Genomic DNA, 24735 nt, shown 5'->3' on the forward strand with positions numbered 1-24735 from the left:
GAATGCGTCTGAGCTGGACAGACGTTCGCGCGCTGCCGACCTCAGAATGCGGGTCTATGCTCCGCATCATGCCGAGCTCGGTCGATTCGGACAGCGCCGCGGACCGCCTGCGACGGATCGAGGCGGTCACGGACACCACGCTGGCCCACCTCGACGCAGCACAGCTTTTGAACGAACTCCTCGTGCGGGTACGGGACCTGCTCGCGGCCGATACGGCGACCGTTCTGTTGCTCGACCGCAGTGGCCAGCAGCTGATCGCCTCCGCGGCATCGGGCATCGAGGAGGAAGTCCGGCAGGGCGTCCGGATCGCCGTCGGCGAGGGGTTCGCCGGGCACATCGCCGCAACCCGCCAACCGCTGATGATCCAGCAGGTCGGGCCCACGACCGTGGTCAACCCGCTGCTGTGGGAGAAAGGCATCACGTCACTGGCCGGGGTACCGCTGCTGGCAGGCGGCGAGCTGATCGGCGTGCTGCACATCGGCACACTCGCCCCCAGGCCGTTCACCGAGCAGGACGTGCAACTGTTGCAAGTGGTCGGCGACCGGCTCGCGCTCGCGACACACAGCCGCCTCTCCCGCGCCGAGCGGGCCGCGGCGTCGGCGTTGCAGCGCAACCTGCTGCCGACCCGGCTGCCCCACGTGCCCGGACTCGAACTGTCCGCCCGCTACGCCCCCGGCGAGGCCGGCGGCGTCGGCGGCGACTGGTACGACGTGTTCACGCTGCCGTCGGGCTGGCTCTGCGTCGCGATGGGTGACGTGGTCGGACGGGGCCTCCCCGCGGCGACGGTGATGAGCAGGCTGCGCACGACGGTACGCTCCTACGCGCTCGACTCCGCCGATCCCGGCGAGGTGCTGTCGAAGGTCGACCAGCACGTGCGGCACTTCGAGCCGCAGACGATGTCGACGATCGCCTACGCCATGTGGGAGCCCTCCCTTGATCGGATGCACCTGTCACTGGCGGGGCATCTCGCACCGGTGCTGATCGTGCCCGGTGAGCCCGCGAGCGTCCTGGACGTGCCGGTCGATCCGCCCGTCGGGGTCGGTTCGACGCCAGTGCGGCGGCGGGTCGCCACGATCGACGTGCCCGCAGGGTCGACCGTCCTGTTCTACACCGACGGCCTGGTGGAGCGGCGGCACCGGACGCTGGACGACGGCCTGCGGCTGCTGCGCGAATCGGCCCGCGCGGGGTCGACCGAACTACTGTGCTCGACCGTGATGTCGCGGCTGGTCGGTGCCGACCCGACTGACGACGACATCGCCGTGCTCGCCGTCCGCAGGCAGGACACCGGCGAACTCGGCGCAATCACGTTGGTGTTTCCTGCCGTCCCGGAGGTACTGGCCGACATCCGGGCGACGCTGCGGCGCTGGCTGCCCTCGGTCGGCACGTCACCCGATGACATCGCCGATCTGCTGGTTGTCATCGGCGAGGCCGGCTCGAACGTCATCGAGCACGCCTACGGCCCCGCCGGCGGCGAGCTCACCGTGGCGCTGCGGTCCCATGGCCGGGACGTCTTCGCGACGATCAGTGACTCGGGACGATGGAGGCCGCCCCGCGGTACGCATCGGGGCAGGGGTACGCAGCTCATGGAGCAGCTCACCGACGAACTGCGCGTCGAACACGGGCCGGACGGCACCACTGTGCACATCCGCCGAAGGCTCACGGGTGGCGAATAGGCGATGACGTCAGCGAACGTCGAGGTACTGGCGCTCGACGAGCACACGGTCGAGATCGCGATCACCGGCGAGGTCGACCTTTCCAACAGCGAGACCGTGCAGGACGAGCTCTTCGCTGCCATCGCCAACCACCTGGCCACCGTGCGACTCGACCTGGCAGGGCTGACCTACATCGACAGCGCGGGCCTGCGGATCCTGTTCGAGCTGGCGGACCGGTTGCGGCTGCTGCAGACGCAGTGCGAGATCAGCGCGCCGCCCGGTTCGGCGAGTCGCCGGATCATCGAGCTCTCCGGTCTCGACTCCCTGGTGCGGCTCCGCCCCTGAGCGTCCAGTGTGGACTCAGCAGCAGTGAGGCCCGTCGCGAGTGCCGGAGCTGGGATACCGTTCGAAACGGGTGGCACAAGCCCGAGCGAGGACGGAAGGACTTCCTTGACCAAGATCTTCAACGACCCGGCCGACTTCGCCGGCGACATGCTCGCCGGTTTCGCGCGCGCGTTCCCGGCATTCGTCCAGCGGATGCCGGGCGGTGTGGTGCGCGCGACACAGGCCGCGCCGGGCAAGGTCGCCGTGGTGATCGGCGGCGGCAGCGGGCACTACCCCGCCTTCGCCGGCTGGGTCGGTCCCGGCCTTGCCGACGCCGCCGTGGTCGGCGATGTCTTCTCCTCCCCGTCGACGCAGCAGGTCATGGCTGTCGCCGCCGCTGCGGAAGCGGGTGGTGGTGTGCTGCTCAGCTACGGCAACTACGCCGGTGACGTGCTGAACTTCGAGGCAGCCAGGGCCCAGCTCAACGAGGCGGGCATCCCGACCCGCTCGGTGGTCGTCAGCGACGACCTCGCCAGCGCACCCCGCGACGAGCGCTCCCTGCGCCGCGGCACCGCAGGCGACCTGGTGGTCGTCAAGATCGCCGGTGCCGCCGCCGAGGCGGGCTACGACCTGGAACGCGTGGTCGAGGTCGCCGAGCGCGCCAACGCGGGCACCGTGTCGCTCGGCATCGCCTTCGCCGGGCCCACCCCGCCGGGTGCGGAGCGGCCGCTGTTCACCCTGCCGGACGGGCGGATGGGCGTTGGGCTCGGCATCCACGGCGAGCCGGGGGTGACCGAGGAGCCACTGGTGCGTGCCGCCGACCTCGCCCGGCTGCTCGTCGAACGGGTACTCGCCGAGCGTCCGGACGGCGCCCGCCGCGCGGCGGTACTGCTCAACGGCATGGGCTCGACGATGTACGAAGAGCTTTTCGTGCTGTGGAACGAAGTGCTGCCACGGCTGGAGAGCGCGGGTGTCGACGTGGTGGAGCCGGAGGTCGGCGAGTTCATCACCAGCCTCGACATGGCCGGGCTCTCGCTCACCGTGGCCTGGCTCGACGACGAACTGGAAGCGCTGTGGGCAGCCCCGGCACACAGCCCCGCCTACCGCAAGGGCCACGCCATGACCGCGCCGCCGGCCCCGCGCCCGGTCGTTCCAGTGACCGAGCGGGTGATCCCCGCTGCGAGCGAGGCGTCCCGGCAGGTCGCGAAGGTCGTGCAGGCGGCGCTGGAGACGGCGGCGGACACGCTCGCGCGGAACGAGCGGGAGTTGGGCGATCTCGATGCCGTCGCGGGCAACGGTGACCACGGGCGCGTGATGGCGCGAGGTGCGCGGGCCGCCGCGGATGCCGCGGCCAGGGCCGTCGCCGAGGGCGCTGGCACGGCGACGACGCTGCTGGTGGCCGCGGATGCCTGGAGTGACCGCGCCGGCGGGTCCTCCGGCGCGCTGTGGGGTACCGGCCTGCGGGCCGCCGCGCGAGTGCTCTCCGACATCGACCTGCCACCGCAGGGTGTTCCGGCGGCGTGCCGGTCCGCGCTCGACGCCATCACCGCACACGGCAACGCCCGCGTCGGTGACAAGACCGTCGTCGACGCGTTCCTGCCGTTCGTAGAGAGCCTGGAGGCCGATCTCGCCGCCGAGCTGCCGCTGGGACCCGCCTGGGTCAACGCCTCGACGGTCGCCACCCGCGCCGCTGACGCCACCGCGTCACTGAGCCCCCGGCTCGGGCGGGCACGGCCGCTGGCTGCCCGCAGTCTCGGGCACCGCGATCCCGGCGCGGTGTCGTTCGCCATCGTCGTCACCGCCATCGCCGAGCACCTCGCATGAATCCCGAACGCAGGGCGCTCGTGCTGCGGGCGGCCGAGCTGTACTACGGCGAGCAGCGCACCATGGAAGCCATCGCCCAGGAGCTGAGCTGTTCCCGCGCGACCGTGTCGAGGCTGGTCAGCGAGGCCCGCACAGCCGGGCTCGTGGAGATCACCGTGCACAGGGAGGGACGCGCGGCGAGCACGCTGGAACGGCTCATCGCCGATCGCTTCGGCGTGGAGGCCACGGTCGTGGTGCCACCGGTCAGTGCCACCGAGGGAGAACGCCTGCTGCACGTGGCAACGCAGGCGGCCGCGAAGCTCCGGCTGACGCTGGCACCGGATCTGACGATCGCCATCACGTGGGGCATCACGATCGCCACGCTGGCCCGCAATCTCACCCCTGGCGTCGTGCCCGGGTTGCAGGTAGTGCAGATGAGCGGGTCGGGCAACACCTTCTCCTCCGGCGCCGAGTACGCCTCCGGGGTATTCGACCGGTTCGGCGCGGTGCTCGGCGCCCGCGTGCACCACTTCCCCGTGCCCGCGTTCTTCGACTCGCCGGCCACCCGCACGGCCATGTGGTCCGAACGCAGCGTGCAACGAATCCTGCGCATGCAGCAACGGGCCGATATCGCGCTGTTCTCGGTCGGCGCGCTGAACGGCAGCATCCCGGGGCACCTCTACCGCGCCGGCTACCTGGACCGCGAGGACCTGCGCTCGCTCACCGACCAGAGCGTCGTCGGTGATCTGGGCACGGTGTTCCTGCACGCGCGCGGATCCAGCGCGGACATCGCGATGAACCAGCGTTCCAGCGGCACGCCGATCGAGACGTTGCGGCGGATCCCCCGGCGGATGTGCGTCGCACTCGGTGCTGAGAAGGCGCCCGTGTTACGGGCAGCGTTGCTGGCAGGGGCGGTCACCGAGTTGATCGTCGACACGAAAGCCGCCGAGCGACTCATCGGTTGAACCGATTCTCATCGGCTGGCCCAACTTGATCGAAACTGCGCGCAGACTTCGCCGGAACACTGCAACTTCTCTCACGACGGCTGGGCCGGACGTGTTACCCGTGCTTAGCATCGGCGGACCCAGCCCGAACAACGTGGTTTTGGTCCCCCGTCAGGAGTCGAAGTGGACGCCACCCAGCAGTCTGCCGTAGAACGGTCCACGATCCGCAAGATCGCCGTCCGTCTCGTGCCCTTCGTGGCACTCATGTTCTTCATCAACTACCTGGACCGCACCGCGATCTCGTTCGCCGGTCCAAACGGGATGAACGACGACCTCGGTCTCACCGCCGCGCAGTTCGGTTTCGCGTCCGGTGTCTTCTTCGTCGGTTACATCCTGCTCGAGGTCCCCAGCAACATCGCGCTGCACCGCTTCGGCGCGCGCAAGTGGCTGGCCAGGATCATGGTGTCCTGGGGCATCGTCTCGCTGCTGTTCACCTGGGTGGACAGTGTCGGCGGGCTGTACACCCTGCGCCTGCTGCTCGGTATCGCCGAAGCCGGCTTCTTCCCCGGCGCCATCCTGTTCCTCAGCCTGTGGGTGCCCGCCAGGCACCGCAGCAAGATCCTCGCGCTGTTCTACCTCGCCCAGCCGCTCACCACGGTCGTCGGCGCTCCGCTGGCCGGCTGGCTCATCGGGCACGACGGCGCGTTCGGGCTCGAGGGCTGGCGGTTCATGTTCCTGTGCGTCTCGGTGCCCGCAATCCTGATCGGCATCGTCACCTGGTTCTACCTCAGCGACAGCCCTGCCGACGCCAAGTGGCTCACCGCCGAGGAGAAGACCTGGCTGACCGGCGCACTGCAGCGTGAGGCGAAGACGAAGACCGGACACACCTCGCACCGTGGCGGCATGCTGGCGGCAGTGAAGAGCGGTCGCGTGTGGACGCTCGCGTTCATCTACTTCGGATTCATCTACGGCCTGTACGCGCTGGCGTTCTTCCTGCCGACGATCATCAGCGGTTTCGAGGAGAACTTCGGCACCACGTTCACGGTGTTCGAGAAGGGCCTCATCACAGCGATCCCGTACGTCCCCGCCGCGATCGTGCTGTACCTGTGGTCGCGCGACGCCACCCGGCGCGGCCTGCGGCCCTGGCACATCACCGTGCCCGCACTGGTCGGCGGCGTGAGCGTCCCGCTCGCCCTGTACATGGACTCCCCCGCGGCCACCATCGTGGTGATCACCTTCACCGCCTGCTCGATCTTCGCGGCGCTGCCCAATTTCTGGACCGTGCCGGCGCAGTTCCTCACCGGGGCGGCCGCGGCGGTCGGCATCGCGCTCATCAACACCTTTGGCAACATCGCGGGGTTCGCCGCCGGTTACGTCACCGGCTACCTCAACGACGTCAGCGGTTCCTACGTGCTGCCGATGTTCGTCGTCGGCGGCCTGATGGTGCTCTCGGCAGTGCTCATGACGGCGCTCGCCAAGCGAGGCCGGACCGCTGCACCGCAGGATGACCACGAAGAGGCGGTGAGCGCTGCATGACCCGCCTGTTCAATGATCCGGCGGACTTCGCCGACGAGGTAGTCGAAGGCTTCGTCGCCGCGCACCAGCGCTGGGTGCGCCGCGTGCCCGGCGGTGTGGTGCGCAACACCGCGAAGGTGCCCGGCCAGGTCGCGGTCGTCGTCGGCGGTGGCTCCGGCCACTACCCGGCGTTCACCGGCCTGGTCGGCCAGGGCCTCGCCCACGGCGCGGTGTCCGGCAACATCTTCGCCTCGCCCTCGGCACAGCAGGCGTGCTCGGTTGCCAAGGCGGCCGAGACCGGCGCCGGTGTGCTGCTGTGCTTCGGCAACTACGCCGGTGACGTCCTCCACTTCGGACAGGCGGCGGAACGCCTCAACCAGGACGGAATCCGCACCCGTACCTTCGCGGTGACCGACGACGTGTCGAGCGCCTCGCGCGAGGAGAGCGCCAAGCGGCGCGGGGTCGCCGGTGACCTCGCGGTGTTCAAGGCCGCCGCAGCGGCCGCGGAGGCAGGGCTCGACCTCGACGAGGTGTACCGCGTTGCCGAGCGCGCCAACGAGCGCACCCGGTCGTTCGGCGTCGCCTTCTCCGGATGCACATTGCCCGGCGCGAGCGAACCACTGTTCACGGTGCCCGAGGGCAGAATGGCCGTGGGCATGGGCATCCACGGTGAACCCGGCATCGGTGAGGACGACGTGCCCACCGCCGACGGGCTGGCCGAGCTGTTCGTGCGGACTCTGCTGGCCGACCTGCCGCCGGACATCACCGACGTGCGTGGCCAGCGTGCCGGGGTGATCCTCAACGGGCTCGGCACGGTCAAGCACGAGGAGCTGTTCGTCGTCTACCGGCGAGTCGCACAGCTGCTGGCCGAGGCCGGCATCGAGGTCGTCGACCCGGAGGTCGGCGAGTTCGTGACCAGCTTCGACCTCGCGGGCGCCTCGCTCACCCTGTTCTGGCTGGACGAGGAACTGGAGCAGTACTGGACCGCTCCGGCGGACGCGCCGGCGTTCCGCAAGGGGGCGGTGACCGCCGCCCCACCGGCCGCTGAGGACGACAACGCCGCGGCAGCGGAAGCAACGATTCCGTTGGGCAGCGCGGAGTCCCGGCACACCGCACGCACGGTACTCGCGGCGCTGGAGGCAGTCCGCAAGGTCATCGACGGCAATGCCGACGAGCTGGGCCGCATTGACGCGGTCGCTGGGGACGGCGACCACGGCATCGGCATGCAGCGTGGCGCCGTTGCTGCCGTTGATGCCGCGCACGAGGCCCTTCGCGGCGGTGCAGGCGCGGGCACGTTGCTGACGCGCGCCGCTGACGCCTGGGCCGACAAGGCAGGCGGCACGTCCGGTGCGCTGTGGGGCCTGCTGCTGCGTGGTGTAGCGAGCACCCTCGGCGACGAGGCGAAGCCGACCGTGCAGACCGTGTCCGACGGGGTCGCCGCGGGCCTGGCCGGCGTGCTGCGCGTGGGCGGCGCCGAGGTCGGCGACAAGACGATGGTCGACGTACTCGTCCCGTTCGCCGACGCGCTGGCGCACTCGGTAGGCGAGGGGCAGGCGCTCGCCGAGGGGTGGGGCACCGCTGCGGCCGTCGCCGACGTTGCGGCGCAGGCCACCGCGGACCTGGTACCCCGCATCGGCAGGGCCCGCCCGCTCGCCGAGCGCAGCGTCGGCACGCCCGATGCGGGCGCGATCTCGCTGGCACTGATCGTCGGCGCCGTACATGGCGTTCTCACCGAATCGAAGGGTGTGTGATGGCAGACAAGTGGCGCATCGTCGTCGGCTCGGACGACGCCGGCTTCGACTACAAGGAAGTACTGAAGGCCGACCTCGAAGCCAGCGAGCTCGTCGAGTCCGTTGTGGACGTCGGCGTCGACGCGAGCGGCAGGACGCCGTACCCGAAGATCGCCGTCACCGCCGCGGAACTGATCGTGGCCGGCAAGGCCGACCGCGCACTGCTCGTGTGCGGCACCGGGCTCGGCGTGGCCATCTCGGCCAACAAGGTGCCCGGCATCCGTGCCGTCACCGCGCACGACAGCTTCTCCGTGGAACGTTCGGTGCTCAGCAACAACGCGCAGGTACTGACGTTCGGCCAGCGTGTGATCGGGCTCGAACTCGCGCGCCGGCTCGCCCGTGAGTGGCTGACCTACCGCTTCGACGACTCGTCGCCGTCGGCGGCCAAAGTGGCTGTCCTCAGCGAGTACGAGAGCGCAGGCTCGTGCTGAGCTTGGGCGTCAGCCTGAAGATGTACTTCGGGCATGCCAGCACACTCGACTGGTGTCGCGCCGTCGCCGAGATCGCGCGGCACCACCAGGCCATCCGTACCGGCCTCGCCGAGCTGTTCGTGCTGCCCTCGTTCCCCAGCATCATGGGTGTCGCGGAGATCTTCGCGGGCACACCGGTGCGGTTCGGCGCGCAGGATCTGTTCTGGGAGGACAGCGGCGCCTTCACCGGCGAGGTCAGCGGGCAGCAGCTGCGCGAGCTGGGTTGCACCTACGTCGAGGTCGGGCATGCCGAGCGGCGCCGGATCTTCGGCGAGGACGCCGAGATCGTCGCCCGCAAGACCGCCGCCGCGCTACGCAACGGACTGGTACCCGTGTTGTGTGTCGGTGAGCCCGAACGCGGCCCGGCAACCGAGGCGGCGGCCTGGTGCCGCCGGGAGGTCGAGGCAGCACTGGGATATGCGAGCGGTCCGGTAACCGTGGCGTACGAACCACACTGGGCGATCGGTGCCACCGAGCCCGCACCCGACGAGCACATCGCCGAGGTGTGCGCCGCCCTGAAGCAGGACCTGCCGGGTGACGTGCGCGTCATCTACGGTGGCAGCGCGGGTCCCGGCCTGGTCACCCGGCTCGGTAGCGCCGTCGACGGACTCTTCCTCGGACGTTTCGCCCACGACCCGGCCGCCGTTGCGACCATTGTGGACGAAGCGCTGGCACTGGCGAAGGGAGGAACATGGCAATCGGCCTGAGCACCTACGCGTTCTTCTGGCGGATTTCGCCCGACGCGGAGAAACCGCTGACCGTGCCCGGCATGCTGGAGCAAACCCGGGAACTCGGCGCGAGCGTGTTCCAGCTCTGCGACTACCCGCGTGTCGAGGAACTGTCCACAGCAGACCTGCGTGACGTGCGCGCCGCCGCCGCGGCCAACGGAATCCAGCTGGAGCTGGGCACGCGCGGCGTGCACCCCGCGCATCTGCGCAGGTACCTCGAACTCGCCGAGGCGCTGGATGTCTCCCTCGTACGCAGCATGCTGTACTCGGCCGAGCACCGGCCGACACTGGCCGAGGCGACCGAGCACCTACGCGAGGCCATGCCGGGCTACGCCGAGCGCGGCGTCACCCTCGCACTGGAGACATACGAGCAGGTCCGCGCCGCCGACCTGGTGGACGTGGTGGACGCCGTCGGCAGTCAACACCTTGGCATCTGCCTCGACCCGGCGAACTGCGTGGCGAACCTGGAGCTGCCACGGCAGGTGATCGAGACGACCGCGCGGCACGTGGCGAACATCCACGTCAAGGACTTCACTTTCGCGCGCCAGGCGGGCTGGGTCGGCTTCACCCTGTCCGGCTGCAAGCTCGGTGAGGGCCGCCTGGACTACGACGCCATGATCGAGCGCGTCCGGCCCGGCGAGAAGAACATCAACCAGATCGTGGAGCACTGGCTTCCCCGGCAGGACGACTTCGCGGAGACCTGCCGGCTCGAAGACGAGTGGACGCGGCACAGTGTCGAATTTCTTAGGAGCAGCGCCGCAACTGGAGCGGACCGCGATGTCTAGCGCTCGAACGCACCCGGGCGAAGCCCCCGTGATCGTGGCGGCGGGGCTTCCGAACAGTGAGACACAAGATGCATAGGCAAATCGGGAAGCCCCGGCGACACGATCGTGTTGCGCGTTTGGAACAAGCACAGAGGAGCAGATCATGACCACCGTTACGGTTGTCGGCGCCGGCGGCAAGATGGGCCAGCGCGTGTCCAACAACTTCGCCAAGAGCGACTACCACGTGCTCTACAGCGAGAACTCGCCAGCCGGGCAGGAGCTCCTGCGCAGCCAGGGCCGTGAGGTCACCGATTCGGTCGAGGCCGCGCGGCAGAGCGACGTCGTGATTCTCGCCGTGCCGGACGTGGTGCTCGGCAAGGTCTCCGAGGTTCTGGTGCCGGAGCTGAAGCCGGGCACGATCGTGCTGACCCTCGACCCGGCGGCGGCCTACGCCAACCTGCTGCTCAAGCGCGAGGACATCGAGTACGCCGTGGCGCACCCCTGCCACCCGTCGGTGTTCCTCGAACGCACCACCAAGGAGGAGTACGCCGACACCTTCGGCGGCATCGCCGCGCCGCAGGAGGTCGTCGCCGCGTTCGAATCGGACAACGAGGCCGCGCGCAAGCTCGCCGACGAGGTCGTCCGGACGATGTACGCGCCGGTAGTGGATGTCCACTGGGTGACCGTGAAGCAGTTGGCCGTGCTGGAGCCGACGCTGGTGGAGACGGTCGCGTGCATGGTGGGCTCGCTGCTCAACGAGGCCCTGCACGAGACGGTGCACACCGTGGGCGTGCCGGAATCCGCGGCGCGGGCGATGCTGCTCGGCCACGTTCAGGTGGCGCTGACCAACACACTGCGTGGCTCGAACCCGTTCTCCGACGCCTGCCTGATCGCCATGGACTACGGGCGGGAGACGATCATCAAGGACGACTGGAAGAAGATCTTCGACGACAGCGAGCTCGACAAGGTCATCGCTCGCATGCTCAGGATCGACGCTGTCAATCGCTGAGTGTCCGCCGGTGACCCGTTACCGCTGGCAACGGGTCACCACGCGTGGTTACGCCCTGCGCGCCATGCCGTGACTCATCGGCGATCAGCTCTTTCTGTCGGTGGGGTCTGTCACGATGGGCACATCCGAGGGGAGCGAAAGGGCATGGCCATGGCCGACACCGACGACGAGTTCCTGCGGCAGGCGGATCCGTTCCGCCGTGAGCTGCTGGCGCACTGTTACCGCATGCTGGGCTCGGCACACGACGCCGAAGACCTGGTGCAGGAGACCTACCTGCGCGCGTGGCGTGCCTACGACCAATTCGAAGGCAGGTCGTCGCTGCGCACGTGGCTGCACCGCATTGCCACGACGGCATGCCTGACGGCGCTGGAACAGCGCGCCAAGCGCCCCATGCCCACAGGACTCGGCGGAAGTGCCGATCCCGCGGACGACCTCGCCGAGCGCACCGACATCCACTGGCTCGAACCGATCCCCAACGGAGTCGTCGGCAGCGAGAACGATCCGGCCACCATCGTCACCGAGCGGGAGAGCGTCCGGCTCGCGTTCATCGCGGCACTGCAGCACCTGCCACCCCGGCAGCGGGCGGTGCTGATCCTGCGCGACGTGCTCAAGTGGCGTGCCGCCGAGGTGGCGGACGCGGTCGGTGTCACGACCACCGCCGTCAACAGCGTCCTGCAACGTGCCCGTGCCCAGCTCGCTCAGGCATCCCCGACGCCGGACGGTGCGGCCGAACCGAGCAGCGCCGAGCAGCGTGCACTGCTCGACCGCTACGCCTCGGCGTTCGAGCGGAAGGACGTCGACGCGCTCGTCTCGTTGTTCACCGAGGACGTCGTCTGGGAGATGCCGCCGTACGTCGAGTGGTACTCCGGCCCCGCCGACGTGGGCCACCACCTGGCCAACCGGTGCCCGGCGCGTCCTGGCGGTGTGCTGCTGCTGCCGATCGAGGCGAACGGCCAGCCCGGGTTCGCGCTGTACCTGCGCGACCCGGAGCACGGCACCTACCACGCGTTCACGCTCCAGGTACTGACACTGACCGCGCACGGGATCAGCCACGTCGCGAACTTCCTGGATGTGCGGCTGTTCGACCTGTTCGGACTGCCGCTCACGCAGCCGGCTCCTTCAGAGCGGGTTCCTGCCGAGGAAGGCCAGCAGCTGGTCGCCGGGTCCGGCCGCCGGTGACACGGCGATGGGCGGGGCGAAGCGACCGAGCCGGTCGGCGCCGGTGACGAGCAGCGGCGCCAGTTCCAGCAGCTCGCGCGCGAGCGCAGGCGGGAGCGGCCGTGTCACGCGGCACGCGCGGGCAACGTCCCAGCCGTGTACCGCGACCTCGAGAGCACCCGCACCGGCCACGATCTCCGCGGCGAGCGGTCTTCCTGCGACGGAGACGGTCCTGTCGCGCTCGGCATTGGTCCAGGCGCCGAGCAGCCGGCACCCGCGTTCCCGCAGGGTGGCCACGGGGTCAGTGGGATCGTCGCCGACCGGATCGAGTGCGATCCAGCCGAGATCAGCGGCCTCGCACAGCGCGAGCAGCGAGTCGTTCATATGGCTGAGGAGCGCAGCGAGATCCCAGCCCTGGCACGGAGTCGGCAACGGCAACGCATCCGGTGTCACCAGGTCGAGGCTGCCGAGCGTGTAGCCGATCGCGCGCTCGAGCAGGGCCAGCCCGCCGCTCATGCCGGCTCCTTCCGTGCGCTCACAAGTACGGACCGCGCGGAACCGCGGAACTCATCGGTCAGGCTGCGTTCAACCGGCCCGACGGCCCGTGAGCTCGGGGATCCGGGCGCGGTACCGGGTGACGAGCTCGGCGTTGCGCTCATCGCCACCGGGTACGTTCGCGCTGGTCCACAAGGGCAGCGGGATGCCTTGCGCGCTCGCCTGCCGGTCCAGTTCGACAAGCAGCGCTGACCAGGCATACGCACCCACGACCGTGGACACCGCCGCCGTCCGCGGCGCACCGGCGGGATACACCACGTCACCAGGCGGCACTCCCGTGTCGAGCACCACCGTTGCCTGATCGGCGAGCCGGGCGCCACAGCGGTCCGCCGCACCTGCCGACGCGGCCAGCGATGTCACCGCGATCACCGGGACCTGCCTGGCCAGCGACTCCTGCGCGATCTCCACCGGGTACGGGTTGGTCCCGCTGGTGGAGAACACCACCATCGCGTCGGGCGGAGCCGGATCGGTGGCGGCCACGAGCGTCCGGCCGCGACCGGGCTCCCGCTCGGCCGTCGAGCTGCGCAACGCACCGGCGAGCGGGAACACCTCGGGATCCCACAGCGGCCGCACCGCCGCCAGCCCACCCGCTCGGTAGAACGTCTCGCACACCATCGCCAGTGAATGCCCCGCACCGGCGGCATGCACGATCCCGCCCGCCGCGACCGAGGCCAACACGATCCGCGCGGCGCGGGCGAGGTCGTCGTGCCGCGCATCGAACTCGTCGAGCAGCAGCCGGACGTCCTCACGCATACCGGCACCTCCCCCGAGGGCCGAGTCACCACAGTGGACAGTGTGGGCCCTCGCCGGGTCACGCTAGACCAGCCTGGGCCGAATCGTCCAGACCAATTACTCCTGTTTGAAACGGTCGCCGTGCACCGCACGTCCGGCGACGAAGGTGGCGAGCACCTCCAGGTCACCGATGCGTGAGCTGGGTACAGTCGTCGGATCGTCGTCGAGCAACACCAGGTCGGCGAACGCACCCGCGGCAATGCGACCACGCTCGTTCTCCTGATGCGCGGCGTAGGCCGAGTGGGTGGTGTAGGCCCGCAACGCCTCCTCGGCGTCGACGCTCTCGTCCGGGCTGAGCACGGCACCGGCCTTTGTGGTCCGCTCGAGCATCGAGCGGATCCCCAGCAGTGGCGCGCCCGCCGAAACGCACGGCCGGTCCGAGCTACCTGGCACGCGCAGCCCAGCGTCCACAAAGGACTTGTGTCGGTAGAGCCACGGCACGCGATGCTCGCCGATGGCCTCGGCCATCGTGTCCCCGATTTCGTACAGGAACCGGGCCTGCGGCACCGGAACCACGCCGAGCGCGACCATACGCTCCAGCTGGTCCGGGCGGACCATGGCGGCGTGCTCGATGCGGTGCCGGACGTCCGGCCTTGGCAGCTCACGCTGGGCCTGTTCGAGCACGTCGAGCGTGAGGTCGATGGCACGGTCGCCGATCGCGTGCGCGGCAATGCGCCAGCCGCCGCGATGCGCGGCGAGCATGCGGGCACGCAGTACCTCGGGATCATCGCCGAGCACCCCGTCGCCGCCGTGTCCGCAGAACGGTTCGGTCACCGCGGCCGTGCGGCTGGAAAGGGCTCCGTCGGTGAAGATCTTCATGGGGCCGATCCGCAGGAAGTCGTCGCCGAACCCGCTACGCAGACCGAGATCGAGACCGAAGGCGTCCTCGTGCACCGGGTGCAGCACCTCGCTCGCCGGCATCAGTTCCACCCGCAGCGGCAGCAGTCCGCGTTGCCGAGCCAGCTGGTAGGCCGCCGCCTCGGCGGGACTGTGCCCGATCCAGCCGCCGCCGATCCCGGCCTCGGTCACGTGGGTGAGGCCTTCGGTCACGTACACCCGCGCCGCCCGCTCGATAGCGGCGACCAGCTCCTCGACCGGGTACGGCTTCACCAGCGCGTCCACCAGCTGCTGCGCCTGCTCGGCGAGTAGCCCGGTCGGTGCGCCGTCATCGTCACGCGCGATGACACCGCCTTTCGGCACCGTCGCCGAGCCGTCGAGCACCCCGGCCTGCGCCAGGATCGCCGAGCTCACCACACACATGTGCGCGGAGCGGTGCTTGAGCCAGACCGGTCGGCCGCCGCCCGCCGAGTCCAACGCGGCGCGATCGGGATGCCCGCCGAGGACGAAGTCGTCATAGCCCGAGCCGATCACCCAGCCGTCGGCGGGCAGGCCTGCCGCGCGGGCGGCGACGGTGTCGTACAGCTCCTCCGGCGTGCGGCACACCGACAGGTCGAGCTCCGCCAGAGACAGGCCGTACCAGACCATGTGGTTGTGTGCGTCGGCGAAACCGGGTATCAGTACGGCGCCGTCGCCGTCGACGACCTGGTGTGCCGCCAGGCCGGCGACCTCGTCGTCCACGCCGACGATCCGGCCGTGCAGCACGCCAACCGTGTTCGCACGTGGCCGCTCGCCGGTCATGGTCAGCGCGCGCACATCGCGCAGCAGCAGATCGAGCATTGGGCAGTCCCCTTCTCGCACGACAGGTCACAGCACCGTTACCGGCAGCGTAGGACCGCCCGCGCGAGTCCCCCACCCGGACCCGCGAGTCCCCCGCCCAGGCGCACGAGTTGCCCACCCAGGTTGGCGAGTTGCCCGCCCAGGCGCGCGAGTCCCGCGCTCGGGACCACGAGTGGCGCGCTCCGGTGCCGCGCCGGACCGGGCAACTCGCGTGCCAGAAGGGGCAACTCGCGAACCGGACCGGGCAACTCGCGAACCGGACCGGGCAACTCGCGAACCGGACCGGGCAACTCACGAGCCGGACCGGGCAACTCGCGAACCGGACCGGGCAACTCGCGAACCGGACCGGGCAACTCGCGAACCGGACGGGGAGACTCGCGCGCGGGAGCGGGGGACTCGCGCACTTCCGTTAGCGGCGCACTTGTGGCATCTTGTGCGTACAACATGTACGCACAAGTGCGGCGAAGGTGCCGTGCAAGCCGACAAGGAGGCCGGCGTGAGCAGTCCGGAAACCTCGCGAGTTCCCCTGTTCGCCACGATGCAGCGCATTCCAGGCGGTCTCATGCTGATACCGCTGGTGCTGGGCGCCATCATCGGCACGTTTGCGCCAGGCGCACTCGGTATCGGCAGCTTCACCACGGCCCTGTTCCAGGACAGCGCGCTGCCGCTCATCGCACTGCTCATCTTCGCCACCGGTACCCAGGTCACCGCGCGCACCAGCGGCCCGATCCTCGCCACCGCCGGCACGGTCCTGCTCATGAAGAGCCTGATTCCAGCAGGGCTGGTGGTCCTGCTCGGTGTTTTCGTCGGAATCGACGGCATCCTCGGCATCTCCTTGCTCGGCCTGCTCGCCTCGATCGACAACAGCAACGGCGGCCTGTGGCTGGCCTTCACCGGCCAGTACGGCGACGAGCGCGACAAGGGTGCCTACCTCGCCAGCGCCCTCAACGACGGCCCGTTCCTCACGTTGCTGTTCCTCGGCGCCTCCGGCTTCGGTGACATCCCGCTGGTCGCGCTCGTCGCCGCCGTCGTTCCGTTCCTGCTCGGGGTGCTCGTGGGCAACCTCGACAACGAGTGGAGCCGCGTGGTGCGGCCGGTGCCCAACATCGTCATCCCGTTCTTCGCTTTCGCCCTCGGCACAGGCATCGACCTCGGCGACATCGTCACCGGCGGGCTCTCCGGCCTGGTACTCGGGCTGATCGTCGCCCCGGTCACCGGTTTCCTGGTCTACCTCGGTTACCGCTTCATCCTGCGTCGTGGTGCGATGTCGGGCATCGGGTTCGCGGCGGGCACAACCGCGGGCAACGCCATCGCCACGCCTGCCGTGGTCGCCGCAGCCGACCCCCGGTTCCAGGAGTTCGTCGGCACTGCCACCGCCCAGGTCGCCGCATCGGTACTGGTGACGGCCATCCTCGCGCCGACGTTGGCATCGATCGCGCTGAAACGGTCGGGAGCCCTACGCCCCGCCGGCAAAACGCAGGTGCAGCCGTCATGAGCCCCGAGATCGCCATCATCGCCGACGACCTCACCGGGGCAGGCGACACCGCCGTGCAGTTCCGTCAGGAAGGCTGGGCCGCCGAGCTGCGCCTGCGCGGCGGCATCGGCGAGGCAGGCGTTGTCGCGGTCACCACGGACTCGCGCGCCTGCGCTGACGCGGAGGCTGCCGCACGGGTGCGTGCGGCGGCAAAGGAACTGCGCGAGGCCGGTGCCACCCGCTTCTTCAAGAAGGTCGACTCGACGCTGCGCGGTCCCATCCGGGCCGAGATCGCCGCGCTGCTGGCGGAACTGCCTGCCGGGACCGTCGCCGTCGTCTGCCCCGCCTTCCCGCAGACCGGGCGCACGGTGGTCGACGGCACGCTACTGGTGGACGGGACACCGGTCAGCGAGACCGCGGTGGGCAGGGACCCGGTGACACCCGTGGCGGAAAGTCATGTGCCGACCCTGCTCGGCGCTCCGCTCGTCCGGCTCGATCCGCTGGCGTCCCCGGCCGCCTGGGCCGAGCAGGTCCGGGACAACGGCCCGGTCGTCGTACTCGACGCCGCCGGTGACGACGAGCTGGACCGCGTCGCGCGCACGGTCGCCGAACTCGGCGAGACGGCGCTGCCCGTGGGATCGGCTGGCCTGGCAGCTCCGCTCGCGCGGTTGTGGCGGCCCACCCGGTCGGCGGGTACCGCTCTGGTCATCGTGACGAGCCTGCACACGGCCGCAAGGGACCAGGCGGGGGCACTCGCCGAGCACACGGGCAACCGGCACGAACCCAGCCAGGAGCAGCTGCTCGACGACACCGCATGGGACACGTTCGTCGCCGGCGTGCTGGCCACCGCTGCCACACAACCGCCCGCGTTGCTGATCAGCGCACCGGAGCGAGACGTCGCCGCCGTCTCCCCCGAGTTGGTCGCACGCCGGCTTGCCGACGTGGCCGCGCGCGTGCTGCGGGCAGGCGAGATCGCCGGTGTCGTCGTCACCGGCGGTGACGGCGCCCGCGCCCTGCTCGCCACGTTGGAGGGCACCGGTATCCGGCTGGAAAGCAACGTCGCGCCCGGTGTCGCACTCGGCACCGTCGTTGGTGGCTGGGCGGCCGGCCTGCCGATCGCCACGAAGGCGGGCGGGTTCGGCGACCAGGATGTGTTGATCAAGGCCGCGCACGCGGTCCGAGAGAAGAGGAGCGCCCCTTGAACGCCTCGCAGGTGCCCACGCTCGCCCTCACCCTCGGCGATGTGGCCGGGATCGGGCCGGAGATCACGGCCCGCACCCTGCTGGAGCACGACGAGCTGCGTGCGGCCTGCCGCCCCGTCGTCATCGGTGATGCCGATGCGCTGCGCAAGGCGGTCGGCGTCATCGGCGGTGACCCCGCCGCCGTGCGCGTGCTCGGCTCACCGGCCGAGGCGACGAACGACCCACGCACCATCGAGGTGGTGCAGGACGGCCCTTCGCTTGGCGACGTGCCCTACGGCGAGCTGAGCCCGAAAGCCGGCGACGCCGCCGCCCGCTTCGTGATCAGCGCGTGCGCGCTGGCGCGGGAAGGCGCTGTCGACGGCATCGTGACCGCCCCCCTGAACAAGGCGGCCATGCATGCCGGTGGCCATCCGTGGCCCGGCCACACGGAACTGCTGGCCCATGAGTTCGGCGTCGACAACTTCAGCCTGGTGCTGTCCGCGGGCGAGCTGTACTTCTTCCACCTCACCACGCACGTCTCGCTGCGCGACGCGATCGCGGGCGTGACCCCTCAGCGCACCGGCAACGTACTGCGGCTGGTGGGCGCTTTCGCGCGCGCACTCGGCCGCGCCGACGAGCCGATCGGTGTGGCAGGCCTCAACCCGCACGCCGGGGAGAACCGGCTCTTCGGCAACGAGGACGCCGACATCCTCGCGCCCGCGATCGAGCAGGCCCGTGCCCAGGGCATCAACGCCGTCGGGCCGCTGCCCGCCGACGCGCTCATCCCAGCCGCGGTCCGCGGCAACTGGCGACTGGTCATCGTGTGCTACCACGACCAGGGCCACGCGCCGTTCAAGGCGGTCTACGGCGACGACGGCGTCAACATCACGGTCGGGCTGCCGGTCGTGCGGGTCTCCGTGGACCACGGCACGGCCTTCGACATCGCGGGCAAGGGCGTCGCGCGGGAGGCGAGCCTGGTACTGGCCACCCGGCGCGCGGCGGAGCTCGCACCGGGCTGGCACCAGGTGTGGGAGACCGCCCGCTCGGCGACGGCCTCGTAGACTCCCGCGCATGGGCGTCGACCGGAGCGACACACGGCCACTGCACCAGCAGGTCGCCCAGTCGCTGCGCCAGGAGATCCTCGGCCACGACCTCCCACCCGGTGCGGCGCTGCCCAGCGAGGCCGAGCTGTGCGCCACGTTCGGTGTGGGGCGCAGTGTGGTGCGCCAGGCGGTGGCGGGGCTGGCCGGCGAGGGTCTGGTGATCCGCAGACAGGGTCGCCCCACCGTGGTGGCCTCGCCCGCGGAGTACCGCCGCCTGGTGCAGCGCGCCACCGGGCTGTTCGAGCAGTTCGCCAACCGGGGCCAGGAACTTCGGACGACTGTGCGCTCCCTGCGCCCGCAGGCCCCGCCTCCGCCGGCCGAGACTTTTTTGCGTACCAAGGAAACTCTGCGCCTGGAGCGGGTACGCCTCGTGGATGGTGATGCGCTGTCGTTCGTCCGCACCTGGCTGCCCGCCGAACGGGTGCCGGGACTGTCCGCCGAGCAGCTGACCGACGCGTCCCTGCACCAGTTGCTCACCGAGCACTACGGGCTCCGCCCGGTCAGCGGCAGGCGGCAGGTGCGGGCGGTGGCGGCAGACGACATGCTCGCCGGCGCACTTGGCGTTGAGCCGGGCGGGCCGCTGTTGCTGCTGGAGGGCGAGACCAGCGATCAGCAGGGCAGGCCGCTGGAATGGTTCGCCGCGTGGCACCGTGCCGACCGGGTGGTGTTCGACATCGACGTCTCGGAGACGGTCGAGACCGTGCGGATCGGCACCCTCGACGAGGCACCCGCCCCCGCCGGAGGCCCGGCCGACCTAGCCAGGGCCCGCGAGCTGGTCGCCGAGCTCCAACACCTGCTCGCCTGAAGGGACATCACTGAGCCGGCAAGGGGACTCGAACCCCTGACCTGCTGTTTACAAGCTGTCGAGTGCGGGGTTCTCGACCGTTCTCGGGAGACGAACGCCCACCAAGACCACCTTGCCTGCTGTTGCGCGCCGAAAGAGCCGAAACGACGACCTGTCTGGTGAAGCTCCGCTGCTGTCGCCGACTGTTAGATCTGCCACTGCAGCCTATTGGACATTCGTTGGCCATTTTCGAGCCGGCGGACACAGCCAACGACATGCTGCGTGACTACCAACAAGCAGGAACCTTCACAGCCCGACCTCAGTCCATAACATCCTATACCCATTGGCTGTCATACCACCGGACCATTCAGCTTACCTGCTAGTGCTCGTCAAGGTTGGAAAATTAGGCACAGACCCTTGCAGATCTTCGCGCACGGCCAGCTTCCATCCGACCGAATCGCGAATAGCTATGTAATTGACCGGTGACAACGATTCAATTTCACCAACGCTTACTGGCACGCTTGAAACGCTCTCATCTGTATTTCCAGTATCATTGCAGTCTTGAGGTTGACGACCAGTCCCGACCTCAGCAATTTTACTGCTGTTCACATAATGGTTACTTGTCACCGAATAGATGCGATTCTGAAACTGAACTGTCATAGGGCAAGCTGCTGATGACTGCCCTCGTCCGCCGTCATCGCGCGTTTCGCATGCTCCCAAGTAGAGAGTGAGTAGCGCTGACAATACTGCAGCGCAGAGAATCTTACGTATGCCGCTTGGCATTTTTCCCTTAACCCCCAAGCCTTGGAATACTCAGTCCAGCTGGGTACTGCCGTGTCGAGTTTACCATCAGTAGACTCGACACGACAGGAACGGCGACTAGTAAAGTGCGTCCATCCCCAGCCAGTCCCCTAATCCGAGGGACCGCCAATTTGTCCTACAGGCGTCGAGGAAGGGAAACATCGTCAAGTCAGTTGCGCCAGCACCCTCAACGTGATCGAGACCGAAGGCATGACCCCATTCATGAGTCATAACACCCTCCGCATCATACAGATTTGAACAACCGCCCGGGAAGCTCAACCTCAACCCTCTATTGGAGGCTAAGTACATATCGGATTCAGTAAAGGAACACAGGCCGCCGACACAGAAACCGTTTCCACACAAAACCCCCAGAAAACCGGTGTCAGACGCCCCCCAGCTTACCGTGTTATGCGAGTTCGGAAACAAGTTCGTACACTGGCCGACGCTATTGATATTTGCAAAAAGCTCGTGGTCACCTTGATAGGCGCCAACCGATGTGAATTGCCCAGTAGGCCGCCCGCAGTTATTATGCCCAAGTGTCACATGCTGGTTAGCCGCCCTCAACGCAGCCCTCGTACCATCAGCCGGCAAGTTTGCCCGCGCCGCCGTGCTTGCGTTGTACCACCAGCTCAGCGCGCCATACCAACGTGGCTGATTATCAAAATGCCTATAAGAGCCTTGTGCGCAAGCGTCCATGATGCCAACGTCCGGCCCATCGCGCCGAGGTGAGCTGGCGACAGGGGTGGTGGCGTCATCGACTTCTACAGCCACAACACCATCAGTGTTCTCGATTGTCAGCCCCACACTCCCGTCAGGAAATAAGGCTGACACAGTCGTAAATTGTCCCCCTTGGGCACTGTAGCACCGATACCTCGCGGGCCGGTGATCAACCTCCCAACCAACGAACAGTCAGCCACACGGACGGGCTCCGCCAACTGGGAAGCCGAAATTGGCTCATCACTCTCGCACACAGAATTCGACAGTTGAGATTGCGCCGCCACAGCCTGATATCTATTTCCTACTGGCAAGAAAAGCGCTGCCCCGAACAGCAATATTCCCAATGTTGTGAGCGTGATAGATCTTCGAGCTTTCTTCATTCATTCCTCCATTTTACCGCAGGTAAAGAAAGGCGATTACAAAGGTTTTAGAACCCCAAACGGCAACCAAAGTAACGAATCGAAGTCTCAGCTAGGAGAACATAAGGGCCACCCTATTGCCTATGTCCACGCCGCTATGGAGTCGAAACCAGTATGGACAGACGCGCGCTGCTACTGACACCGCCAGACGGTCGAATAGTCCTTTTCTCCCGACTTATCGGGCCAGTGCAACTAAGCCGTACGACGGCAGACGGTCGCCCGATACGACGAACTCGCCTAGCCAAAACAGACAATGGCGTGACGGGCACCTGCTGATCGTTGAGCACGACACGCTGCGTTGTAACGCGACACCGCCTCCGGCGTTCGCCGCGTCGGACACCCAGTCGCCCCACTTGGCAGAACATCGCAACTCAGCTCGGCGAGCTGCTCTGGCAGGGGCCGGACGACGGCGACGACGACGGTCCGACAGCCACTCCTGTACCCGCTTGACCGGGCCAACTGAGACGGAAACCGAGACTAGAGACGACCAGGGAGTGACCCGCTTCAGGAAACTCCCTGGTCGGGACTGAGCCGGCAAGGGGACTCGAACCCCTGACCTGCTGTTTACAAGAGCGCCGGTAGGTACCACCCGTGGCGCTTTGCCCTGGTCACGCTGTCCGCGGCGCTGCCTGTGGTGTACACCATGGCGGCCACTCACTGTGTTTCGCAGTCATCGTGACTGTCATTGACCACAGCTTCAGCGTCAAGCCAGAGCAGTGCCCTTGCTGGGGAACGACACGACAAGCCCCTTCCCGGCCAGTTCGCGGATCGCTCGATCAACCGTCCGCACGCTGACACCGTATTCGAGTGCAAGCAGCTCCCTGTTCGGTAACCATCGGTCGAACTCGCCGGCCTCGATCCGGGCTGCGAGGTGATCTCGTACCTGCTGCCAGAAGTAGGCGGCAACCGGATCGAGCTGGTAGCGCGGCTTCGTCACTCGGCAGAGCGCCTCCCCCAGTGCCCGGATCCGTTCGACCCAGCGCAGCTCTGCCTCGGTGAACCCTTCGTCAACAGAAAACGTCGCACGCGGATACCGCGCGGCGTAGAGCATCACTTCGGCTTGCCGTGCGTCGTCGTCGGCCAGTGCCTCGCTAACCGCGACGCACTGCTCGACCGTCAGCACGACAAGCTCGGGGTTCGCCGCGAGCGAGCGCCGGAGGGTGTCAACGTCCCACCGTGCGTGACCGCCCGCTGTCACTGAGTCCGGCGCAATGACACCGGACTTCCATAGCCTTGCAAGGGTCCGGCGCGGTATGCCGAGAGCTTGTGCAGCCACGTTGGTTGTCACGAGTGGCATGGCGGACCATCTCCATCGAATGCAGCCATCGGCCTCGTTGCTCCAGCGAGCCTAACTGCTGCATCGGATGCATTCTAGAGGATCGGAAGCATTCGAGTAGATGCGCGGCAGAACAGCGGGAATGCTGCACGCGTGGCGCAACAGGAGAGGCCGGTCGGCAGCGGCGAGGCCGCCCGACTGCTGGGTGTACATCGCACGACGTTGCTTCGCTGGTGGCAGGACGGCAAGGTCAAGCCGCTGTACACGACCCCGGGCGGTCAGGCCCGCTGGCTAATGAGCGACCTGCGGCGCCAGCTCGGCGGTCACTGGGTACGCCAGAACCACGACGGCCCCTAAACGGAAGGCCAACGAACGGCCACGCCAACGACACGATCTCGTATCGGCGCCGAGAAAGGCTCTTGGCTGAGGGCGTGCCGCGACCTCGCATCCGCGCTGACGCGCCCGCTCCGGGAAATCGGGGACCGATATGAGCAGGTAGCCCGGAGCGATCAGAGGAATGGCCTCAGACCGATCCGGGTGAACTCGGCGAGCGTTTGGGAGCCGATCTTGAATAAGAGCGCGGTCACCAGGACCGCGAACAGCGTGTACACCGGGCCATACAGGACCTCGAATCCAGCCCGCCGAACCACATCGCCCCAGACCAGCCCGATGCCGCCCGCTGCGGCGATCACGCCCCGCCAACTGCCGTCGCCGACAAAACGCAGGCCCAGACCAAGCACCGCTCCCGACGAGAGCCAGGCAGGTCTGCAGAACCAAAGAGAACAGACTGATCGTGTAGGTACTACTCGAGTGCAGGACGCTGTAGCCGACACTCTTACCCACGTAGAAGGTCAATACTGCGGAGAGGAGGGCGAAAGTGACGCGGACGAACGCAGGGAGGCCCCGTTTCCCTTAGCGATCAGCGCGGCGAGCGCGATCCAGATGCCCGAAGGGGTATGCGACGGTGACCGCAGAGGGGGGCGGCTTGCCCCCTCATGTCCTCGCTGTGGCGGCGCGGCGGCGTCATGGTTCTCCGACAGTCGCAAGGGGCCTCTATCTGGCCGCACGAGCTTCTCACAGCAGGTCCAACCGCAGCTTGGAGGACGGGCGACAGCGCGTACACCTTGCTGTGTCCCAGCCGACCACACCCGCGCGAAAGCCCCAGGCTAGAGCTGCGCGAGACCCTGGCAGAGGCAACTGGGTTGCCCGGCCGAGTATGGCAAAGAGTCCCAGAGACGGCGCGAGTTCGACCTCCTGCACCGCGGGACAGACTGCAACGAGGCGCGGGCGAAAGGGCGCGCCCCGGGCCTTGTGCTGTGTTCAACCTGTGGGCTACCGCTCGGTGGTGACGATGCCGTAGTGGGCGGGCAGGTGAGCGAAGGCTTGACCGCGGCGCCGTGGGGCTCGGTCGACCAGGGTGCGCATCGTCGCCTCGCCGAGTGGTTGGTACCGGACCCAGTCGGGTGCGAGGTCTTTGGCCTCGGCGAGGTAGGCGAGCGCCCGGCGGTCCTGCGGGAGTTCGAGCGCGGCGGCGGCGAGCCGCAGTCGGTGGCCGGCCTCCCAGAACGCAGGCACGTCACCGCGCGCGGCAGGTATGGCCTCGGCCAGGTGCAGCGCTTCCTCGGGGTCGCCGGCGCGTGCGGTGTGGTCGATCCGCGACCCGGCCGGCGCCGTCGCGGAACAGCACGCCTGCAGACATCCGCTTGCGATGCAGCGAGCGCACATACTCGTCGAACGGCAGGAGCTCCACGCGCCCGAGGCTACCCGGCGAACCACCCGCAGCAGGTTCTATGCCTCAA

Annotated in this window: 24 protein-coding genes; 16 read left to right on the plus strand and 8 right to left on the minus strand. The window is 68.5% G+C overall.

What is annotated here, in order from left to right; translation table 11 throughout:
* Nucleotides 1–68: 68 nt before the first annotated feature.
* The 11 genes from ABZ863_RS11540 to ABZ863_RS11590 all read left to right on the plus strand — a co-directional run bounded on the left by ABZ863_RS11540 (nt 69) and on the right by ABZ863_RS11590 (nt 12178).
* The gene (locus ABZ863_RS11540; RefSeq protein ID WP_358534091.1) at nt 69–1673 is read left to right on the plus strand and encodes a SpoIIE family protein phosphatase; all 1605 of its coding nucleotides are present in this window, start codon (nt 69–71) and stop codon (nt 1671–1673) included.
* Between the two features lie 3 nt (nt 1674–1676).
* The gene (locus tag ABZ863_RS11545) at nt 1677–1997 is read left to right on the plus strand and encodes an STAS domain-containing protein (protein WP_358534094.1); all 321 of its coding nucleotides are present in this window, start codon (nt 1677–1679) and stop codon (nt 1995–1997) included.
* Between the two features lie 105 nt (nt 1998–2102).
* Nucleotides 2103–3800: a dihydroxyacetone kinase family protein gene (locus tag ABZ863_RS11550; RefSeq protein ID WP_358534097.1), complete on the plus strand. Its 1698-nt coding sequence runs from the start codon at nt 2103–2105 to the stop codon at nt 3798–3800.
* Nucleotides 3797–4744 carry a sugar-binding domain-containing protein gene (locus tag ABZ863_RS11555; RefSeq protein WP_358534100.1) on the plus strand — a complete coding sequence of 316 codons (948 nt, stop codon included), beginning with the start codon at nt 3797–3799 and terminating at the stop codon, nt 4742–4744. The genes ABZ863_RS11550 and ABZ863_RS11555 overlap by 4 nt, the downstream gene beginning before the upstream one ends.
* Before the next feature lie 162 nt (nt 4745–4906).
* Complete coding sequence (locus ABZ863_RS11560) at nt 4907–6259, plus strand: MFS transporter (protein ID WP_358534103.1); 1353 nt, start codon at nt 4907–4909, stop codon at nt 6257–6259.
* Nucleotides 6256–7989, plus strand: coding sequence for a dihydroxyacetone kinase family protein (locus ABZ863_RS11565; RefSeq protein WP_358534105.1), 1734 nt, complete (start codon nt 6256–6258; stop codon nt 7987–7989). Before ABZ863_RS11560 ends, ABZ863_RS11565 begins: the two co-directional genes overlap by 4 nt.
* Complete coding sequence (locus tag ABZ863_RS11570) at nt 7989–8459, plus strand: ribose-5-phosphate isomerase (protein WP_358534107.1); 471 nt, start codon at nt 7989–7991, stop codon at nt 8457–8459. The genes ABZ863_RS11565 and ABZ863_RS11570 overlap by 1 nt, the downstream gene beginning before the upstream one ends.
* Nucleotides 8453–9205 (plus strand): triose-phosphate isomerase family protein, encoded by a 753-nt coding sequence (locus tag ABZ863_RS11575; protein WP_358534110.1) that lies wholly within the window; start codon nt 8453–8455, stop codon nt 9203–9205. The genes ABZ863_RS11570 and ABZ863_RS11575 overlap by 7 nt, the downstream gene beginning before the upstream one ends.
* Nucleotides 9190–10011 carry a sugar phosphate isomerase/epimerase family protein gene (locus ABZ863_RS11580; protein ID WP_358534113.1) on the plus strand — a complete coding sequence of 274 codons (822 nt, stop codon included), beginning with the start codon at nt 9190–9192 and terminating at the stop codon, nt 10009–10011. Before ABZ863_RS11575 ends, ABZ863_RS11580 begins: the two co-directional genes overlap by 16 nt.
* Before the next feature lie 142 nt (nt 10012–10153).
* Nucleotides 10154–10999, plus strand: a complete 846-nt coding sequence (locus ABZ863_RS11585) for a phosphogluconate dehydrogenase C-terminal domain-containing protein (protein ID WP_358534115.1) — start codon at nt 10154–10156, stop codon at nt 10997–10999.
* 144 nt (nt 11000–11143) lie between these two features.
* Nucleotides 11144–12178 (plus strand): sigma-70 family RNA polymerase sigma factor, encoded by a 1035-nt coding sequence (locus ABZ863_RS11590; RefSeq protein ID WP_358534117.1) that lies wholly within the window; start codon nt 11144–11146, stop codon nt 12176–12178.
* On the opposite strand, the gene ABZ863_RS11595 is transcribed toward ABZ863_RS11590, so the two are convergent.
* The 3 genes from ABZ863_RS11595 to ABZ863_RS11605 all read right to left on the minus strand — a co-directional run bounded on the left by ABZ863_RS11595 (nt 12119) and on the right by ABZ863_RS11605 (nt 15181).
* Entirely contained in the window at nt 12119–12673 is a 555-nt protein-coding gene (locus tag ABZ863_RS11595) for a TIGR03086 family metal-binding protein (protein WP_358534120.1), read from the minus strand. The genes ABZ863_RS11590 and ABZ863_RS11595 overlap by 60 nt on opposite strands.
* 69 nt (nt 12674–12742) lie before the next feature.
* Nucleotides 12743–13465: a sugar isomerase domain-containing protein gene (locus tag ABZ863_RS11600; RefSeq protein ID WP_358534123.1), complete on the minus strand. Its 723-nt coding sequence runs from the start codon at nt 13463–13465 to the stop codon at nt 12743–12745.
* Between the two features lie 96 nt (nt 13466–13561).
* The gene (locus ABZ863_RS11605) at nt 13562–15181 is read right to left on the minus strand and encodes an amidohydrolase (RefSeq protein WP_358534126.1); all 1620 of its coding nucleotides are present in this window, start codon (nt 15179–15181) and stop codon (nt 13562–13564) included.
* Between the two features lie 496 nt (nt 15182–15677).
* Between ABZ863_RS11605 and ABZ863_RS11610 the strand changes: the two genes are divergently transcribed.
* The 4 genes from ABZ863_RS11610 to ABZ863_RS11625 are packed head-to-tail and all read left to right on the plus strand — an operon-like array spanning nt 15678 to nt 19744.
* A complete protein-coding gene (locus tag ABZ863_RS11610) occupies nt 15678–16676 on the plus strand; it encodes a 2-keto-3-deoxygluconate permease (RefSeq protein ID WP_358534129.1) in 999 nt (332 codons plus the stop codon).
* Nucleotides 16673–17857, plus strand: coding sequence for a four-carbon acid sugar kinase family protein (locus ABZ863_RS11615; protein ID WP_358534132.1), 1185 nt, complete (start codon nt 16673–16675; stop codon nt 17855–17857). Before ABZ863_RS11610 ends, ABZ863_RS11615 begins: the two co-directional genes overlap by 4 nt.
* Entirely contained in the window at nt 17854–18897 is a 1044-nt protein-coding gene (gene pdxA / locus ABZ863_RS11620; RefSeq protein WP_358534135.1) for a 4-hydroxythreonine-4-phosphate dehydrogenase PdxA, read from the plus strand. Before ABZ863_RS11615 ends, pdxA begins: the two co-directional genes overlap by 4 nt.
* Nucleotides 18898–18907: 10 nt before the next feature.
* Nucleotides 18908–19744 (plus strand): GntR family transcriptional regulator, encoded by an 837-nt coding sequence (locus ABZ863_RS11625; RefSeq protein ID WP_358534137.1) that lies wholly within the window; start codon nt 18908–18910, stop codon nt 19742–19744.
* A 351-nt stretch (nt 19745–20095) separates the two neighbouring features.
* On the opposite strand, the gene ABZ863_RS11630 is transcribed toward ABZ863_RS11625, so the two are convergent.
* From ABZ863_RS11630 to ABZ863_RS11640, 3 genes are all read right to left on the minus strand, one after another.
* Nucleotides 20096–20506 (minus strand): DUF6281 family protein, encoded by a 411-nt coding sequence (locus ABZ863_RS11630; protein WP_358534140.1) that lies wholly within the window; start codon nt 20504–20506, stop codon nt 20096–20098.
* Between the two features lie 96 nt (nt 20507–20602).
* Entirely contained in the window at nt 20603–21220 is a 618-nt protein-coding gene (locus tag ABZ863_RS11635) for a matrixin family metalloprotease (protein ID WP_358534391.1), read from the minus strand.
* A gap of 1143 nt (nt 21221–22363) precedes the next feature.
* The gene (locus tag ABZ863_RS11640; RefSeq protein WP_358534142.1) at nt 22364–22858 is read right to left on the minus strand and encodes a GntR family transcriptional regulator; all 495 of its coding nucleotides are present in this window, start codon (nt 22856–22858) and stop codon (nt 22364–22366) included.
* A 231-nt stretch (nt 22859–23089) separates the two neighbouring features.
* On the opposite strand from ABZ863_RS11640, the gene ABZ863_RS11645 reads away from it, so the two are divergent.
* The gene (locus tag ABZ863_RS11645) at nt 23090–23293 is read left to right on the plus strand and encodes a helix-turn-helix domain-containing protein (protein WP_358534144.1); all 204 of its coding nucleotides are present in this window, start codon (nt 23090–23092) and stop codon (nt 23291–23293) included.
* Nucleotides 23294–23445: 152 nt separating this feature from the next.
* Here ABZ863_RS11645 and ABZ863_RS11650 read toward each other — a convergent pair whose 3' ends face one another.
* Both ABZ863_RS11650 and ABZ863_RS11655 read right to left on the minus strand, forming a co-directional pair.
* Complete coding sequence (locus tag ABZ863_RS11650) at nt 23446–23676, minus strand: hypothetical protein (RefSeq protein WP_358534147.1); 231 nt, start codon at nt 23674–23676, stop codon at nt 23446–23448.
* Between the two features lie 592 nt (nt 23677–24268).
* Complete coding sequence (locus ABZ863_RS11655) at nt 24269–24661, minus strand: hypothetical protein (protein ID WP_358534150.1); 393 nt, start codon at nt 24659–24661, stop codon at nt 24269–24271.
* Nucleotides 24662–24735: the final 74 nt, after the last annotated feature.

This window comes from Saccharomonospora sp. NPDC046836, assembly GCF_040645195.1.
Classification (GTDB): Bacteria; Actinomycetota; Actinomycetes; order Mycobacteriales; family Pseudonocardiaceae; genus Prauserella_A.